The sequence below is a fragment of the Streptomyces aurantiacus JA 4570 genome (assembly GCF_000414115.1).
In the GTDB taxonomy this organism is placed as follows: domain Bacteria; phylum Actinomycetota; class Actinomycetes; order Streptomycetales; family Streptomycetaceae; genus Streptomyces; species Streptomyces aurantiacus_A.
In genome coordinates this window covers 1-16,980 of the sequence record NZ_AOPZ01000147.1, presented here as the reverse complement: position 1 = coordinate 16,980, position 16,980 = coordinate 1, and the positions used below count along the sequence as shown (strand labels likewise).

Here is a 16,980-nt window from a genome sequence, read left to right as displayed (position 1 = left end):
CGGTCGCTTCCGGTCACATCTCCGCCGGCGCGAACCGCAGGGGCGGCAAGGAGGCGAGCCGCTCCCGCGCCGTGACCAGCGTCCGCTGGTCGTCGGTGAAGGCGTAGCGGTCGCCCTCCGCGCCTTCGGGCAGCTGGGTGCGTACCAGTTCCTTGGCCGCCGCGCGGTACTCCGCGGACGTGCCGACGGCCGCTTCCATACCCTCGATCGTGTCGACCAACTCCCGCAGCCCGTCGATGACCCGCTCGTGGTCCAGGCGCAGCCCGCCGCCGCGCCCGTCGGCGATCGCCCGGCGCGCGCGCAGCCAGGAGTACAGAAAGACACCGGTGCCCGCGTCGAAGTTGCGTACGGCGTGGGCGTCGAGGGGGTACCGGAACATGCGCTCCAGCAGGATCATCGCGATCTGCTCGTCGGCGTAGGGCACGAGGGCGTCGTCGTGGCAGGCGAGCACCGTCTTGGCGTCGACCTTCAGCTCTTCCAGGAGGCCGATGAACCAGTTCATCTTGAGTTTGACGTGCCGGTCGAGGGGCCACTGCCCCTGGTGGTGGAAGTAGTCGTGGAGATAGCCCCAGACGGAGCGCGCCTGGTAGCACACCTCGGGGTCGAGTCCCGCGGATCCGGGGGGCACGGTTTCGGCGGTGAGGACGGCGCGTGCGGACGGCAGCGCGAAGGTCTCGTGGATCCGGCGGAACTTGCTGAAGAAGAAGATCGCGTAGTCCTGTTCGGCCACCTTGTCGTGGGCCGCGACGTTCTCCGGGAAGAAGACGATGCAGTTGCCGCGCGTCAGGCCCGCGCTGCCGGCGAGCAGCACGGTGGCCTGGCAGTTGTTCTTGGGGTGCGGGTAGTGGACGGCCAGTTCGGGCAGCGCGTCGGGTTCCTTGCGGCGTACGAGGAAGAACTCCAGGCGGCGGCCGACCGGCGGGACGCTGTTGGTGGTCTGCACGGGGGCGAGGAACGCGGCCCAGTCGCCGTCGGCGGGCGCGGTGAGGGCGTCGCGGCAGCGCGCGAAGTGCGGTGGGGTGTCGAGTCCGGCGGCGAGCCAGTCGTCGATGTCGGCGGTGAGCGCGTCGGCCTGGGACGTCCTGCCGTGTCCGGCGAACCACCGGGCCGCTTCGTCCTTGATGGCGAGCAGGGCGCGGCGGTCGTCGGCGTCGGGTGCGGGGACCGTGCCGTCGTCGCGCTGGCGGGTGCGGAAGGCGTCGATCCGGGGCAGCAGGCCGCGGCCGAGCCGCGCGGCCTCGTCGAGCAGATCGTCCTTGAGGCGGTACGGGGCGTGCGTGCCGCTCATCGAGGGGTCTCCCGTACCTGGTGGACGGTGAAGACCATCGGTACCTCGCCGAAGCTGGTGACGACCCGCAGGCCGTGGGCGCGCGCGGCGACGACGGTGGTGACGCACGCGTCGGCGCGGCCGTCGGCGCAGTCGATGGCGGCCTGCGCGTTGCTGGTCACCAGCTGCCGGGTGCTCGCGGGCGGTACGAGTCCGGCGGGGGCGGGGTGGGTGGCCACGGTGCGCGGTTCGGCGCGGGCGCCGGGCGGGGCGGCGAGCACCATCTCGTGGGTGGGCCACAGGAAGCAGTCCACCATGCGGCAGGTGTGCAGGTTGCCGAAGACGAGGGTGTGCAGTTCGGGGTAGACGGCGCAGGCGAGGAGCGCGTGTTCGCCGGTCCTGGGCACGCTGTCCATGGCGCTCTCCAGGGAGGTGTGCAGGACGACCTGCCCGTCGGCGCGTCCTCGCCGCCGGAGCCACAGGTGGGCCGCGGACTCCAGGTTGGTCCCGGTCGGGCCCAGGGTGTGCAGATACCGGATCTCACCGACCGTCGCGGGCGGCTCCGCGCCCGGCTGAGCGGGCGGCATCACCCCCGGCTCGGGCTCCGCGGACGGTAAATGGACGACGCTCACTTGTTCCCCCGTCATCATTTCCACTCCCCCTTGAATTTCCCCCGAAATTCTCCGGTCGTGAGGGGGCGACGCGCGGGCCGTGCGCCGCCGGTGCAGGTTCGCGTCGGCGATCCTAGGCGGCCGTGCCCGGCCGTGGCCAGGGCGTTGTGGCCCATCGGCCCGATTCCCGCACTCTGGCCAATTCGGCCCGTCCGGTGTTCTGAAATTCCGGCGACAAACCCGACCGGGCCGGGTGAAAATTACGCCGCTTTCATCGACGCGCCCGTGAAGTCACCGCGCGCATCACGTCACGCCGACCGCAATGCGACGGTGCGGCGCCGTGGCGGGGGGGGCACCCCCGGACAGCACTGAAGGCCACTCTCGCATCTCTGCGAAAGCGGCCTTCGACCTGCTGTGAAGCTGGTCGGGACGACAGGATTTGAACCTGCGACCCCTTGACCCCCAGTCAAGTGCGCTACCAAGCTGCGCCACGTCCCGTTGCCCGCTGACCTGGGGTTTCCCCTGGCCGAACGCGCACCGAAACAATACCGCACTCCGGGCCGTGATCGCTCACGCCTTCCCTCGCTTGACCTCAAGTTTGCTTGAGGTTGCACGCTCGTCGGCATGACGACGACAACGGAGCACACCTTCACGTACACGGACCTGCCCCGCCTCATGGGCCGGATGACGGGCGACGAGAAGCACGGCCCCGCGGCGACGTCCACGCTCGACGCGCTGTGGGTGCTCTACGACCGCGTGCTCAGGGTCACACCCGCCCGCGCGGACGATCCGGGGCGCGACCGGTTCCTGCTGTCCAAGGGGCACGGGCCGATGGCGTACTACGCCGTCCTCGCGGCCAAGGGCTTCCTGCCGGTCGACTGGCTGGAGGGTTTCGGGGGGTACGACTCCCCGCTCGGGCACCACCCGGACCGCGTCCTGGTGCCGGGCGCCGAGATCGGCAGCGGCTCCCTCGGGCACGGCCTGCCGCTGGCGGTCGGCACGGCCCTCGGCCTGCGCGCCCGCGGCCTCACCGACCCGCGGGTGTGGGTGCTCGTCGGGGACGCCGAGCTGGACGAGGGCAGCAATCACGAGGCGATCGCCTTCGCCGGACCGGCCGGCCTGGAACGGCTGCACACCCTGGTGATCGACAACGCGTCGGCCAGCTACGCCCGGCCCGGCGGCATCGCCGCCCGGTTCGAGGCGGCGGGCTGGTCCGCGCTCACCGTCGATGGCCGCGATCACGAGGCGCTGTACGAGGCGTTCACGGCGCCGCACCCCGGGCGGCCGCACGTGGTCGTCGCCCGCGTGGAATCCAAGTCCGCCTGAGCCCGATCCTCCCGAAAGGACAACCTCCCCATGGACACCATGCGTGACCGTTTCGCCCCCGTCATGGCGCGGATGCTCGACGAGGATCCGCGCGTCGCCGTCGTGCTCGCCGAGATCGGCAAGGACGCCTTCAAGGAGGTGATGCGGACCCATCCCGACCGGGTCATCAATGTCGGCATCAGGGAGCAGCTGCTCGTCGGCGCCGGTGCCGGGCTCGCGCTCGCGGGGCTGCGGCCCGTCGTGCACACCTTCGCCAGCTTCCTGGTGGAGCGGCCCTTCGAGCAGATCAAGCTGGACTTCGGGCATCAGGACCTGGGCGGCGTCCTGGTCAGCGCGGCGGCGTCGTTCGACTGGCCGGAGGGCGGTTTCACGCACATGGCGCCGGGCGACGTCGCGCTCCTCGACACGCTGGACGGCTGGAGCGTGCATGTGCCGGGCCACCCGGACGAGGCCGAGACGCTGCTGCGGCACGCGGTCGCCGCGGGCGACGACAAGGTGTACGTACGCCTGTCCGCGCAGGCCAACGCGGCGCCGATGCCGGTGGACGGTGCGCGGTTCCTGACCGTGCGCGAGGGGCGGCGCGGGGTCGTGGTCGCCGTGGGACCGCTGCTCGACCAGGTGCTCGCGGCGACGGAGGGGCTGGACGTGACGGTGCTGTACGCCACGACGGTGCGGCCGTTCGACGCGGCGTCGCTGCGCGGGGCCGTGGCGGGTGGGGCGGCTGACGTCGTGCTCGTCGAGCCGTACCTCGCCGGTACGTCGGCGGCCGCCGCGAACGACGCCCTCGTGGATGTTCCGCACCGGGTGCTCGGGCTCGGCGTGGGCCGCCGCGAGCTGCGGCGCTACGGCCGCGTGGAGGAGCATGTGCGGGCGCACGGCCTGGACGCGAAGTCGCTGCGCGAGCGGATCAGTGGCTTTCTGCCCGCCGGACGGGCGGAGAATGTGCCGCTGAGTTCTAGCCCCTCCGGCGTTTGAGGAGCGGGGTCTGGGGGAGCCCCAGTTTCGGGAAGGGGCGGGATTGGGGAGCCCGCCGCAGGCCCCGCCCCCACCCGCACCAGCCCCCGTATCTCAGCCACGGACAACAACGCCCCACACACCACCAGCACCATCACACCCCCCATGAGCAACACCCGCTCCGCGCCGAACGCAGCAGCCGCAGGCCCCGCCAACGCCTGCCCCACGGGCAGCATCGCCAGCGACCCCGCCACGTCGTAGGCGTGAATGCGGTTGAGGACATCCACCGGCACCTGCGTCTGCACGCTGGTAGCCCACATCACCGCCCAGAACGACGTCCCCGCCCCCGCGACCACCGCCCCCACCACCATCAGCCCCACACCGAGCTGCGCCCCGACGGACGCCGGAAACGCGGCGAAGCCGATGAGGGCGAGCGCCCCGGCACGCAGCATCCGCCGGGGCCGCAGCCGCAGGGCGATCACACCCCCGACGACGGTGCCCGCACCGAGCGCCGAGTTGACCAGGCCGTACGCGCCCGAGCCGTGCTGTTCGACGACGGTGACGGCCACCAGGGGCGTGGTCGGGCCGGTGACCGTGATCATCAGGACGCACCAGATGGCGATGACGCCCCATAGCCAGGTGCGGGCGCGGAACTCCCGCCAGCCGACGGCGAGATCGCGCTTGAAGCCGAGGCTGGGCGCGCGACTGCCGGGCGCGGCGGGCGGCAGCCGGAGCAGCAGCAGGCACAGGGCGCTCAGCGCGTACGTGCCGGCGTGCGCGGCGAAGACGGCGCCGGGTGAGGCGAGGCCGACGAGCACGCCCGCGACGGCGGGGCCCGCGAGCTGGGCGCCGGATTCGGCGACCCGGATGGCGCCGTTGGCCTTCTGCACGTCCGCGGCGAGCCGGGGCACGGTGCTGGCGACGCCCGGCTGGAACACCGCGGCCGCGGCGCCGTTGACCGCGCCGATCACGCAGATCTGCCACAGCACCACATGGCCGGTGAAGAAGAGGCCGGCGGCGAGGGCCTGCGTGCCGAGCCGGGCGACGTCGGCGCCGATCATCAGCAGCCGGGTGCTGAACCGGTCGGCGAAGACACCGCCGAAGACGACGAGCGACGCGAAGCAGGCGGCGGTCGCGGCCATCGCGAGCCCGACGGCCCCCGCGCCGTACCCGTGCCGCAGCAGTCCGGCGGCCAGCGCGACGGGCAGCATCGTGTCGCCGAGCTTGGCGACGGCCCGCGCCACGAAGAAGAGCCCGAAGTCCCGCGACCACAAGCCCGCTGCGGCACGCCCCGATTCCCCCGGCCCCGCAAAGCCTTTCCCCGGACCCGCGATGCCCTCGCCCGCACCCGCCGAGTCCCCCGAACCCCCTGATCCCCCGGACGACGCCCCTGACATACCCGCCCCTCCGCTGACCGCCGACGGCGCTGCGCCGACGGCACGACCGCGCAGGATCATGCCACGCGATCCGGCCGGGCTCAGCCGGATTTACGCGCCGCCCGGAGCCGGGGACGCGCCCCCGCCCCCGCTCCCCCGCCGCGTCCGGTCACCCCGCGTTCGGCACCCCCAACTCCGGGTGGCTGTCCAGGAGTCGGGTGGGCGCGGCCTGGCGCCAGGAGTCGGCGAGGATGTCGGCCAGCTCGTCCTGGTCGACGGCCTTGAGCCGCACCCGCACCCAGGCGAAGCTCGCCTCGTGGTCGGCGATCCAGAACTTGTCCGGCTCGGCGAGCACCAGCTCGTCCCGCTCCAGCTTCGGGCAGCGCACGGCGATGGACGTCTCCTCCTCGGGCAGCGTGGCGAACATCTTTCCCGCGACCCGGAAGGTCGGCATGCTCCAGGCGATCTTCTCCGTGGTGTCCGGCAGGGCGAGGGCGGTGCGGCGTACGTCGTCGGCGTTGACCATGGCCAGAACCGTAGCCAAGCCGACTGACAATCGCCCGCCGGGCCGCCCCGCCAATCGTCCGCCGGGCCGCCCCGCGACGAACGGGCCGCCCCGGCCGCCTCACGGAATCCGCGCGTCCAGCCACTCCGTCAGGTCCCGCTGCACCTCGTCGCGGTTCGTCTCGTTGAGGATCTCGTGCCGCGCGCCCTCATAGCCCTTCCAGCTCAGGTCCTCCACGCCCGCGTACCGGAGGTCCTCCAGGAGTTCGTACACGAGCGTCATCCCCTGGTTGCAGGGGTCCTGGGTGCCGACGGCCACGTGCACGGGCAGATCGCCGGGGATCCGGGCCAGGTTCCGGGGATCGTTGATCTTGCGGACGGCGCGCACCCAGTCCCGCGAGAGGCCCGCCGAGAACGGGAACCCGCAGCGCTCGTCGGCGACGTACGCGTCCACTTCCGCCTCGTCGCGCGACAGCCACTCGAAGCCGGTGCGGTGCGTATAGGGGTCGTTGAAGGCGGCGAAGAGTTCCGCGACGAAGGACGACCGCGCCGCGCGGCCGCCTTTGGCGATCTCCTCGCCGAGCCGGGCGAGCGCCCCGTCCGTCTCGGCCCCGGGCAGCGAGCGGAACGTACCGGACAGGATCAGGCCCGCGAGGGAGTCCGGGTACTCCTGGGCGTAGTCGCGGGCGAGCATCGAGCCGAGGCTGTGGCCGAGCAGGACGACCGGGACGTCGGGGTGCAGCGCGCGGACCTGGTCGCCGATGGCCTTCAGGTCGTCGACGATCGCCCGCCAGGCGTCGGCACCGCTGACGGCGTCCGTCGTATCGGCGGCATCGGCGGTGTCCGCGCCGCCTGCGGTGTCCGCCACGCCGTACCCGCCCGTGGACTGCGCGGTGGCGCCGTGGCCGCGGTGGTCGGAGGCGACCACTCCGTATCCGTGCGCGGTCAAGTGCCGCGCGAAGCGGTCGTAGCGCAGGCCGTGTTCGGCGGCGCCGTGCGCGATCTGCACGAAGGCCCGGGGCCTGCCGCCGGTGGGCAGCCACGTGTATGTCGCGACGGGCACGCCGTCCGGCGCGGTCAGCAGTCCCGCGGTGTACGTGACCGGCGCCTCGCCGGCGTGGTCGTGTTCCGGCATCGGAGTGCTCCTCTGCGTGGGCGACGGGGGCTCGACTCTCCCGGCACACCCTCCCCCGCACACGGAACGTCAATCCCGCCCCGCTCGGGGCACTTCCGACCCATTGACCCTCCCCCGAAGCAGAACCTACGCTGAACAGCCTTGCGGAGTAAGCGCTTTCCATCCTGCGGCCCCGCCGCACGGCTCACTCCGCCGCACCCCGAAGCACCGCATCGCGCACCGTGCACCGCATCGCGCACCAGCGACTCACCGCACACCCGGCGACCGGCAGCCGTCCAAGCCCAGGGAGCGCCATGAGTTCCACGCGAAGACTTCTCTCGCCGTGCATCGCCGTCACGGCCCTGCTCGCCCTCCTCGTCGGCCTCGGCCTCACCGCACCACCGCGCGCCGAGGCCGCCCCGGCCTTCCGGGTTCTGGTCTTCTCCAAGGTCACCAACTACCCGCACGAGTCCATCCCCGCGGGCATCGAGGCGATCAAGAAGCTGGGCGCCGAGAACGGCTTCGAGGTGGAGGCCACCGACGACGCGGCGGCCTTCACGGACGCCAACCTCGGCCGTTTCCAGGCCATCGTCTTCAACAACACCAACTCGACCCCGGAGAAGGGCGATCTGCTCGACGCCGCGCAGCGCGCGGCGCTGCAGAAGTACGTCCGCGGGGGCGGCGGCTGGGTGGGCCTGCACGCGGCGTCGGCGAGCGAGCGCGACTGGGGCTGGTACGAGGGGCTGGTCGGCGCGATCTTCGACAAGCACCCCGAGGTGCAGACCGGCCGGGTCAAGGTCCTGGACCAGGCGCATCCGTCCACGAAGGGGCTGCCCGAGCTGTGGGAGCGTACGGAGGAGTGGTACAACTGGCGGGCCAATCCGACCGGGAAGGTGCACACGCTCGCGCAGATCAAGGTGCGGGACGGTGTCACCGGCCTTGACGAGGGCGTCGACCACCCGTGGTCGTGGTGCCAGAACTACGACGGCGGCCGCTCCTGGTACACGGCGGGCGGGCACGCGGTGTCGGCCTTCGCGGAGCAGGGGTTCCTGAAGCATCTGCTCGGCGGCATCCAGTGGGCGGCGGGCGCGAAGGCGGGCGACTGCACGGCCACGAAGACGGGTGCCTTCCAGCGGACGCCGCTGGTCACGAGCGATCTCGCCGACCCGTTCGAGCTGGCGGTCGCGCCGGACCGGCGGGTGTTCTTCATCCAGCGCACCGGCAAGCTGAAGGTGATCGACCAGGAGACGCTGAAGGTCACGACGGCGCTCGACTTCGCGTACACGCCGGACATGACGAGCCAGTCCGACGGCCTGCTCGGACTCGCGCTCGACCCGGGCTTCGCCGCCAACCACCGGCTGTATCTGCTGCATTCGGACAAGACCGAGAAACGCATCAACCTGTCGCGGTTCACCGAGGCGGGCGGCAAGGTCGACCCGGCCTCCGAGAAACGGCTCCTGACGATTCCGACGCTGCGCGGCGAGGGGCGGGCCAACTCGCACATGGCAGGCTCGATCGCCTTCGACAAGAAGGGTGATCTGTACGTCGCGACGGGCGACAACACCGACCCGTTCGCGTCGGACGGCTTCACGCCCATCGACGAGCGGGAGGGCCGCCGCGCCTGGGACGCACAGGGCACCTCCGGCAACACCAATGACCTGCGCGGCAAGGTCCTGCGGATCACGCCGAAGGACGACGGGACGTACGCGGTCCCCGAGGGGAACCTCTTCGCGCCCGGCACGGACAAGACGCGTCCCGAGGTGTACGCGATGGGTCTGCGCAACCCGTTCCGGATCACGACGGACCCGGTGAGCGGCGCGCTCCTCGTCGCCGACTACGGCCCGGACGCGCGGCAGGCCGTGCCCGACCGGGGCCCGGAAGGAACCGTCGAGTTCAACCGGATCACCAAGGCCGGGAACTACGGCTGGCCGTACTGCGTCGGCGCCAACACCCCCTTCAACGACTACGACTTCGCGGCACAGAAGCCCGGCGCGAAGTTCGACTGCGGCAAGCTCGTCAACGACTCGCCGAACAACACGGGACTGCGGGACCTGCCACCCGCGAAGGCCGCCGACGTCTGGTACGCCTACTCCGCCTCCGAGAAGTTCCCCGAGCTCGGCACCGGCGGGGGCGGCCCGATGAGCGGACCGGTCTACGACTACGACGCCGGCAACCCGTACCGCACCAAGTTCCCCGAGTACTTCGAGGGCAAGTGGTTCACGTACGAGCTGACGCGGCAGTGGTTCAAGGTCTTCTCGACGCAACAGAAGGACCAGGAGTTCACGGATCCGCGGTTCCCGCCCGCGAAGGCGGGCGACCTGCACTCCATCAACGGCATCTTCCCCGACATGAAGTGGAACCAGCCCTTCGACGCCGACTTCGGGCCCGACGGGGCGATGTACGTGATCGACTTCGGGCTCGGCAGCGGCACCGGGCGCGGCGGCAGCAACGAGGGCGCGGGCATCTACCGCATCGACTATGTGGCGGACAAGCGGCTGCCGGACGCGCGGGTGAGCGCCACGCCCGACAACAACGGCGGCGCGCCGCTCACCGTGTCGTTCTCCAGCGAGGGCTCGGGCCTTCCGGACGGCAAGCCGGTCACGTACGCGTGGGACTTCGACGGCGACGGCAGCACCGACTCGACCGCGGCGAACCCCAGGCACACCTACACGAAGAAGGGCCGGTTCACCGCGCGCCTGAAGGTCACAGGGCCCGGCGAGCTGACCGGGCTCGCCGTGCAGGAGATCACCGTCGGCAACACCCGGCCGACCGTGACGCTCCAACAGCCGCCGGACGGCGGGGTGTTCAGCTTCGGCGACACCATTCCGTTCACGGTGAAGGTCACCGACCCCGAGGACCGGCGGATCGACTGCTCCAAGGTCGTCGTCCAGTCCCAGCTGGGCCACGACTCGCATCTGCATCCGCTGGACAACTACACCGGCTGCACGGGCGAGATCGTCACGGACTCCGGCGACAGCCACGGTCCCGGCCAGAACCTGTACTACGGCATCACCGCCCAGTACACGGACAAGGGCGCCCCGGGCGTGCCGGCACTCACCGGCTCCGACGCGCTGACGCTGCGGACGTCGCTGCGCGAGGCGGAGCACCGCACGGCCACCGGCGGCGCCCATGAGGGCGCGGTCACGGGCAGCCGCCCGGACGCCTCCGGCGGCAAGCGGCTCATCGAGATCGAGCACGGCGACTGGGTCGCCTTCGACCCGGTGCACCTGAAGGGCGTGGACTCGGTGACGGTCGGCGCGGCGTCGGGCGGGCTCGGCGGCAACGTCGAGTTCCGGGCGGGCTCCCCGACGGGCAAGCTGCTCGGGAAGGTGACGGTGCCGAACACCGGCGGCTGGGGCAACTTCATCTCACCCACGGCCCAACTGGCGCGGCACGACGGCACGTTCAAGCTGTACGCCGTCTTCACCAACCCGCAGTGGGCCGAGGACAAGCCCGACCTGCTCACCGTCGACTGGCTGCACTTCAACGGGCCGGGCGTCCAAAAGCCGCCGCACGCGCGCGTGACGGTCGGGGCCGCCCCGGACAGCGGGGCGCCGCCGCTCACCGTCCGCCTCACCGGCACGCCCCAGCTGCCCACCGGACGCGAAGTCGCCTCGTACCACTGGGACTTCGGCGACAACTCCAAGCCCGGCTCGCCGGAAGGGCCGACCGCGGAACACACCTACCCGCGCGCGGGCGCGTACACGGCACGGCTGACCGTCACGGACGACAAGGGCGACACGACGACCGGTTCGGTCCGCATCACAGTGAAGTGAGGTGAGCACGGTGAGCCACGGAACCAGACGGGCCTTTCTCGGTGCGTCGCTGGGCGTCGCGGCGGCCGTCGGCGCGGGGCTGCCCGCGCGGGCGACGGAGGGGCGCGGGCGCCCCTGCCGGCGCATCCCGCGCGGCGGCATCGGCATGCACCTCTACACGATGCGCACCGCCCTCGCGCGGGACTTCGCAGGCACCTTGGCGGAGCTGGCCGCGATGGGGTACGCCACCGTGGGCGTCAGCGGGCGGCACGGTCACACGGCCGACGGCATCCGGCGAATCCTTGACGGCGTCCGGCTCAAGGCGGTCCTGGAGCACATCTCGTACGACACTCTGCGCGGGCCCGGCCTCGGTCGGGCCCTGGAGGACCTGCACGCGCTGGGCGCGGCCTGGCCCGTCGTGCCGAGCCTGCCCGGCGCGCTGCACTCGCCGGCCGGATTCCGCGAGGCCGCCCGGGAGTTCAACCGGATCGGGCGCGCCTCGCGCGAGGCGGGGCTCGGACGGCTGCTGTTCCACAACCACGGCTCGGACCACGCCGTGGTCGACGGCGTGAACCTGTACGACGTCCTCGTCACGGAGACCGACCCGGAGCTGGTCGGCTTCGAGCTGGACGTGTACTGGGCGGTCAAGGGCGCCGCTGATCCCGGGAGTTACTTCGCGCGGCACCCGGGGCGGTTCCCGGCGCTGCATGTGAAGGACATGGCCGCGGACGGGAGCTTCGCCGACGTGGGGTCGGGGACGCTGGACTTCGCGGCGATGTTCGACCACGCACGCGCGGGCGGGGTACGGCAGTGGCTGGTCGAGCACGACAGCCCCGCGGACCCGTTCGCGACGGCGCGGAACAGCTACCGGTACCTGGCGGCTCTGCGGTATTGAGAAGGCCGCGGGGATCCAACCTCAGGCCCCAATCGCCTTGTAGAAGAGTGTCGTTGGGCGGAGGGCCCCGGCCGGGTCCGCCGCGTGGTCCGGGACGACGCCGAGCCGGGTCCAGCCCGCCGAGGCGTACAGGGACTCGGCGGGGCTGTCCGTCCGGGTGTCGAGGAGCAGCAGCGTCACGCCCGCCCGTGCCGCCTCACGCTCGGCGAGGGCCAGCAGGGAGCGGCCGAGGCCCCGCCCGCGCGCCTCGCGGTGCACCAGGAGCTTCACCAGCTCCGCGCGGTGGCGGGCGTTGGGCTTGTCCGCGTACGCGAGGCTGACCGTGCCGGTGACGCGCCCGCCCTCGCGGACGGCCCACGTCGCCACGCGCCCCGCGTCGACGTCCGCAGCCCGGCCGCGCCACCACCGGGCGGCCGCTCCCCGGTCGAGCCCCGCGAGGAAGCCCACGGACGCGCCGCCCTCCACCGCGTCCACCAGCAGCTCGCCCAACTCGTCGGCGAGGGCGCCCAGTTGGACGCCGGTGAGCCGTTCGGCGCCGAGTGCCGAAACCGTCGTCATGGCGCCACCACCACCAGCGCGTAGCGCACCGCCCGCTCGCCCCCGCAGCGGAAGCGGGTCGCGCCCCAGACCCGGAACCGCAGGCAGTCACCGGCGGCGAGCGCGTGCGTCTCGCCGCGCACCGTCACCTCCAACTCGCCCTCCAGGACCCAGATGTGCTGTTCGAGCCCCGGCACGGGCGGCCGGTCGTAGGAGAGGTCGGCGCCGGGCGCCAGCGTGCCCTCGACGACTTCGCCGCGCAGGCCCGGGTGCGGCGGCGAGACGGACCGGCGCCGGAACCCGGACGCGCCGTCCGTCCACACGGCCTGCTCGGCGGCGCGCACGACCCGCGCGGGCTCGGCCTCCACCTCGCTCAGGAGCTGGGACATGGTGCGTCCGTAGACGGCGCACAGCCGGTTCAGGAGGGACGCGGTCGGGCTGATCTCGCCGCGCTCGGCCCGCGAGAGCGTCGACCGGCTGATGCCGCTGCGGTCCGCCAACTCGCCCAGGGACCAGCCGTGTTCGGCCCGCAGCCCGGACAGCCGGGCGGCGAGACGCGCGTCCACGTCAGCCCCGTCGGGCACGACGGGTGCGACAGGGGCGACAGGGGCTTCGGGGGCGGTGCCCGCACCCTCACCATCATCACGTGTCATATTCGGGATGCTATCCCATATACGAGAATGAGCCGAGCGGGGCGCCCGGCCCGCCCTCAGTCGTGCGCCCCCGCCGCCCCCAGCAGCTCCCTGATCCGCCCCGTCGCCGAGCGGAACTCGGCCGACGCGAGCGTGGCCGCGTACTCCCGCTCGCGGGGCAGGCCGACCTCGATGATCTCGGTGACCGTGCCCGGGCGCGGGCTCATCACGACGACGCGGTCGGCGAGATAGACGGCCTCCGGGATGGAGTGGGTGACCAGCAGGACCGTCGTGTCGGTCTCGCGCCAGATGCGGTGCAGTTCCACGTTCATCTGCTCGCGCGTGAGCGCGTCCAGGGCGCCGAACGGCTCGTCCAGGGCGCCGAACGGCTCGTCCATGAGCAGGACGGGCGGCTCGTGCAGGAGCGCGCGGCACAGCGCGACCCGCTGCTGCATGCCGCCCGACAGCTCGTGCGGATAGGCGTCCTCGAAGCCGTCGAGGCCGGTCATCCGGATCAGCTCGTCGGCCCGGGCGCGGGCCCCGGCCGCCGGGAGCCCGCGCATCTCCGCCTGGAGCAGGATGTTGCGGCGGGCCGAGCGCCAGTCGAGCAGGGCGGCGCGCTGGAAGACGAAGCCGATGTCGCGCCGCGGCCCGCGCACGTGCTCACCGCCGAGCGCCACCCCGCCCGCCGACGGCGCGAGCAGCCCCGCGACGAGCTTCAGCAGCGTGGACTTCCCACATCCGGACGGCCCGACGATCGCGACGAACTCGCCACGCGCCACGTCGAGCGAGACCTCCTCAAGGGCGGTCACGTCCTTCTTCTTCGTGCGGAAGCGGACGGCGACGTCGGCGAGCCGGACGGCGGGCGCGATGGTGGCGGTGCGGTCGGACGGCGCGCCCGGCTGCTCCGGTGCCGCGTCGGACTTGTTCAGTGCTGTGTCGTTCACGGTCCCCATCCCTGCCCCCGTTATCCCTTGACCCCGTTGGCCACGTCCCAGTAGTCGGCGACCGGCTTGGGGCTCTTGACCAGGCCGGCCTCGGCGAAGACGTCGATGGTCTGCTTCCAGTCGGCCTCGGTGTTGGCGCCGGGCGCCTTGCCGCGGGTGGCGTCCGTGTGCAGCAGTGTGAGCGTGGTCTTGAACTGCTCCGACAGCACGTTCTGCGGCGGCAGTTGCTCGGAGGCGCCTTCCATGGCGGCGACCGCGGGCTTCGGGTTCTTCTCGGCGGCGGCCCAGGACTCGCTCACCGCGGCCGTCATGCGCTTGGCCAGATCGCCGCGCGCGAGGGTCTTGTTGCCCGCGATCAGACCGTTGGCGTAGAAGTTCAGGCCGTGCTCGGAGAAGCGCAGGTACGAGACGTCCTTCTTGGCCTTGTTCCGCATGATCGGGCCCTGGTCGCTGGCGTAGCCGAGGAGGGCGTCCGTGCGGCCGGAGATCACCGCGGCGATCTTGCCCGCCGGGTCGGTGTTCTGGACCTGGACGTCGGACACCACCATGCCGTTCTTCTGCAGGAAGATCGGGAAGGTCTTGGTGAGCGCGTCGCCCGCGGTGCCCGCGACGGTCTTGCCCTTGAGGTCGCCGGGGGCGGCGATGTCCTCGCTGCCGAAGAACTGCACGGACGCGGGCGTCGTCTGGAGGTAGACGCCGAGGCTCTTGACCTTGACTCCCTTGTCGACGCCGGCGAGCACGGCCGGGGTGTCGGCCCAGCCGAAGTCGGTCTGCCCGGCGCCGGTCGCCTGCACGGTCTTCTGCGAGCCCTGTCCGGCGCGTATCTCCAGGTCGATGCCGTGCTTCTCGAAGATCTTCTGCTTCTCGCCGTAGTAGAACGGCGCGTGTTCGCCGTACGGATACCAGTTGAGGGTGAGCGTCACCTTGTCCAGCTTCTTGCCGGAGTCGCTGACGGTCGTCTTGTCGTCGTCGCCGCAGGCCGTCGCCGTGGCGGAGACCAGGAGCAGCGGGAGGAGACCGGGGAGGAGGCGACTGCGAGGTGTGCGCGGCGCTTGCATGGGGGCGGCCCTTCTCGCGTGCGTGGCGGGGCTTGCGCGGTGTCAGAGCGTGGTCGTGGCGGCGGCGTCGCGGCGGGACGCGTGCCACGGGAGCAGCAGCTTCTCGGCGATCTCCACCAGGACGAAGAGGACGACGCCGATGAGCGACATGACAAGGAGTCCGGCGAACAGCATCGGGGTGTCGAGGTTGCCGTTGGCCTGGAGGATGACGTAGCCGAGCCCTTCGTTCGCACCGACGAACTCGCCCACGACGGCACCGGTGACGGCCAGCGTGACGGCGACCTTCAGGCCGGAGAACAGGTGCGGGAGCGAGGCCGGGAAGCGGATCTTCAGGAAGGTCTGCCAGGGCCGCGCGCCCATGGTGGCCGACAGCTGGAGCATCTCCGGATCCACGGCCTTGAGCCCCGTCACCATCGAGATCACCACTGGGAAGAAGGCGATGAGGACGGCGATGAGGACCTTCGGGCCGATGCCGAAGCCGAGCCAGACGACGAACAGCGGCGCGATGGCGATCTTCGGTACGACCTGGGCGAAGAGCAGGATCGGGTAGAGGGTCTTCTCGACGGTGGACGAGTAGACCATCAGCACGGCGCTGAGGATGCCGACACCGACGGCGATGAGGAAACCGAGCAGCGTCTCGTACGTGGTGACCCAGCCGTGCTCCCACAGATAGCCGGGCTGTTCGAGGAGCACGTCGAGCGTGGCGCCGGGCGTGGGCAGCAGATACGACTCGACCCAGCCGGCCGCGGCGATCACCCACCAGGCGCCGAAGCAGGCGGCAAGGAGGGCGAGCGGCCGCCAGCTCTTCTCGGCCGCCTCGACGGCACGGCGGCGCGGACTCGGCCGCGTACGCTCGGCGACTCCCGCCGGCTTCCTCGGGGCAGTGGGGGACAGGACGCGCTGGCTCACGGTGAACTCCCCGGAACGTCGGCGGACATCGTTCACGTCATCCAGAAAGCGCTTTCTCACGGGCGGTGCCCGCCACGCTAATGACTCGCCGACGGCAGGGTCAATACGTAGGCGCGAACCCGACGCGGGCGCGAACCCGCGAACGCGTCCCTACCCGGCCGCGTCCCCCAGGGCGCCCAGCACCGGCGAGATGAGCGGATGCGTCTCCGCGCCGGTCCGCACCGCGGCGAACACCCGCCGGGTGGGGGCGTTCCCGTCCACGGGCCGGACCACGGCACCGGCGACATCCATGCCCCGCAGCGCGGACCGCGGCACGAGGGCCACGCCTGCTCCCGCCGAGGCGAGCGCGACGACGGCACGGAAGTCGTCGGACGTGTGCTCCAGGACCGGCTGGAACCCGGCCTGCTCGCAGGCGAGCACGACCACGTCGTGGCAGGGGTTGCCGGGGAAGGGCCCGATCCACGGGTCCTTGGCCAGCTCACCGAGCGGCACCCGCTCGCTGCCCGCGGCCCGGTGCCCGGCGGGCAGCACCGCGTCGAACGGCTCGGCGTACAGCGGCACGCGGGTGAGCCGGGAGTCGTCCGCCCCGGGGGCGCCGCGGTACTCGACGGCCACCGCCACGTCCACCTGCCGGTCGAGGACCATCGGCAGGCTCGCGTCGCCCTCCGCGTCCTGGACGCGCACCCGGATCCCGGGCGCGGTCTCGGCGAGCCGGGTCAGCGCGGGCGCGACGACGAGCCCGATGCCCGTCGCGAACGAGGCGAGCGTCACCGTGCCCGCCTCGCCCGAGCTGTACGCGGCCAGCTCGGCCTCGGCGCGCTCCAGTTGGGCGAGGACGGCGTTGGTGTGGGCGAGCAGGATCTCGCCCGCGGCGGTCAGCCGGACGCCGCGCGCCGAGCGCTCGACGAGGCGGTGCCCCGTCTCCTGTTCCAACGCGGTGAGCTGCTGGGAGACGGCGGACGGGGTGAGGTAGAGCGCGGCGGCCGCGGCGGTGACCGTGCGGTGGTCGGCCACCGCGCGGAGGATGTGCAGCCGCCGTGCTTCGATCATGCGGCAAGTCTATGGGGCTGCGCCCCTCTCCCCCTTTTCGGCCCT

At 72.2% G+C, this 16,980-nt stretch carries 14 protein-coding genes, 1 tRNA gene and 1 pseudogene; 4 read left to right on the top strand and 12 right to left on the bottom strand.

Translation table 11 applies throughout. From position 1 onward, the window contains the following. Positions 1-13: 13 nt before the first annotated feature. The 3 genes from STRAU_RS16155 to STRAU_RS16145 all read right to left on the bottom strand — a co-directional run bounded on the left by STRAU_RS16155 (position 14) and on the right by STRAU_RS16145 (position 2,376). Positions 14-1,288 carry a DUF6421 family protein gene (locus tag STRAU_RS16155; RefSeq protein WP_016641403.1) on the bottom strand — a complete coding sequence of 425 codons (1,275 nt, stop codon included), beginning with the start codon at positions 1,286-1,288 and terminating at the stop codon, positions 14-16. After that, positions 1,285-1,917: a type 2 periplasmic-binding domain-containing protein gene (locus tag STRAU_RS16150; protein WP_259299919.1), complete on the bottom strand. Its 633-nt coding sequence runs from the start codon at positions 1,915-1,917 to the stop codon at positions 1,285-1,287. The genes STRAU_RS16155 and STRAU_RS16150 overlap by 4 nt, the downstream gene beginning before the upstream one ends. Before the next feature lie 382 nt (positions 1,918-2,299). Then, positions 2,300-2,376: transfer RNA gene (locus tag STRAU_RS16145), tRNA-Pro, on the bottom strand. 126 nt (positions 2,377-2,502) lie between these two features. Here STRAU_RS16145 and STRAU_RS16140 point away from each other — a divergent pair. Together STRAU_RS16140 and STRAU_RS43640 are read left to right on the top strand one after the other, a co-directional pair. Then, positions 2,503-3,204, top strand: coding sequence for a thiamine pyrophosphate-dependent enzyme (locus STRAU_RS16140; RefSeq protein ID WP_016641401.1), 702 nt, complete (start codon positions 2,503-2,505; stop codon positions 3,202-3,204). Between the two features lie 30 nt (positions 3,205-3,234). Continuing rightward, positions 3,235-4,179: a transketolase family protein gene (locus tag STRAU_RS43640; protein ID WP_052029106.1), complete on the top strand. Its 945-nt coding sequence runs from the start codon at positions 3,235-3,237 to the stop codon at positions 4,177-4,179. Positions 4,180-4,205: 26 nt separating this feature from the next. On the opposite strand, the pseudogene STRAU_RS40250 reads toward STRAU_RS43640, so the two are convergent. From STRAU_RS40250 to STRAU_RS16120, 3 genes and pseudogenes are all read right to left on the bottom strand, one after another. Further along, positions 4,206-5,432, bottom strand: a pseudogene (locus STRAU_RS40250) (MFS transporter); the annotation flags it as partial. A gap of 271 nt (positions 5,433-5,703) precedes the next feature. Further along, positions 5,704-6,060 carry an MmcQ/YjbR family DNA-binding protein gene (locus STRAU_RS16125; protein ID WP_016641399.1) on the bottom strand — a complete coding sequence of 119 codons (357 nt, stop codon included), beginning with the start codon at positions 6,058-6,060 and terminating at the stop codon, positions 5,704-5,706. Positions 6,061-6,159: 99 nt separating this feature from the next. Continuing rightward, the gene (locus STRAU_RS16120) at positions 6,160-7,173 is read right to left on the bottom strand and encodes an alpha/beta fold hydrolase (RefSeq protein WP_016641398.1); all 1,014 of its coding nucleotides are present in this window, start codon (positions 7,171-7,173) and stop codon (positions 6,160-6,162) included. Between the two features lie 293 nt (positions 7,174-7,466). Here STRAU_RS16120 and STRAU_RS16115 point away from each other — a divergent pair, with 293 nt between their 5' ends. Beyond that, positions 7,467-10,928, top strand: a complete 3,462-nt coding sequence (locus STRAU_RS16115) for a ThuA domain-containing protein (protein ID WP_016641397.1) — start codon at positions 7,467-7,469, stop codon at positions 10,926-10,928. 1 nt (position 10,929) lies between these two features. After that, positions 10,930-11,802 (top strand): sugar phosphate isomerase/epimerase family protein, encoded by an 873-nt coding sequence (locus tag STRAU_RS16110; protein ID WP_016641396.1) that lies wholly within the window; start codon positions 10,930-10,932, stop codon positions 11,800-11,802. A 21-nt stretch (positions 11,803-11,823) separates the two neighbouring features. Here STRAU_RS16110 and STRAU_RS16105 read toward each other — a convergent pair whose 3' ends face one another. The 6 genes from STRAU_RS16105 to STRAU_RS16080 all read right to left on the bottom strand — a co-directional run bounded on the left by STRAU_RS16105 (position 11,824) and on the right by STRAU_RS16080 (position 16,935). Next, complete coding sequence (locus STRAU_RS16105; RefSeq protein WP_016641395.1) at positions 11,824-12,360, bottom strand: GNAT family N-acetyltransferase; 537 nt, start codon at positions 12,358-12,360, stop codon at positions 11,824-11,826. Continuing rightward, complete coding sequence (locus STRAU_RS16100) at positions 12,357-12,992, bottom strand: helix-turn-helix domain-containing protein (protein WP_016641394.1); 636 nt, start codon at positions 12,990-12,992, stop codon at positions 12,357-12,359. Before STRAU_RS16100 ends, STRAU_RS16105 begins: the two co-directional genes overlap by 4 nt. Positions 12,993-13,048: 56 nt before the next feature. Further along, positions 13,049-13,927: an ABC transporter ATP-binding protein gene (locus STRAU_RS16095; RefSeq protein ID WP_016641393.1), complete on the bottom strand. Its 879-nt coding sequence runs from the start codon at positions 13,925-13,927 to the stop codon at positions 13,049-13,051. 11 nt (positions 13,928-13,938) lie between these two features. After that, complete coding sequence (locus tag STRAU_RS16090) at positions 13,939-14,976, bottom strand: ABC transporter substrate-binding protein (protein ID WP_016641392.1); 1,038 nt, start codon at positions 14,974-14,976, stop codon at positions 13,939-13,941. 42 nt (positions 14,977-15,018) lie between these two features. Then, complete coding sequence (locus STRAU_RS16085; RefSeq protein WP_037659814.1) at positions 15,019-15,885, bottom strand: ABC transporter permease; 867 nt, start codon at positions 15,883-15,885, stop codon at positions 15,019-15,021. A gap of 150 nt (positions 15,886-16,035) precedes the next feature. Beyond that, positions 16,036-16,935 (bottom strand): LysR family transcriptional regulator, encoded by a 900-nt coding sequence (locus STRAU_RS16080; RefSeq protein ID WP_016641390.1) that lies wholly within the window; start codon positions 16,933-16,935, stop codon positions 16,036-16,038. Positions 16,936-16,980: the final 45 nt, after the last annotated feature.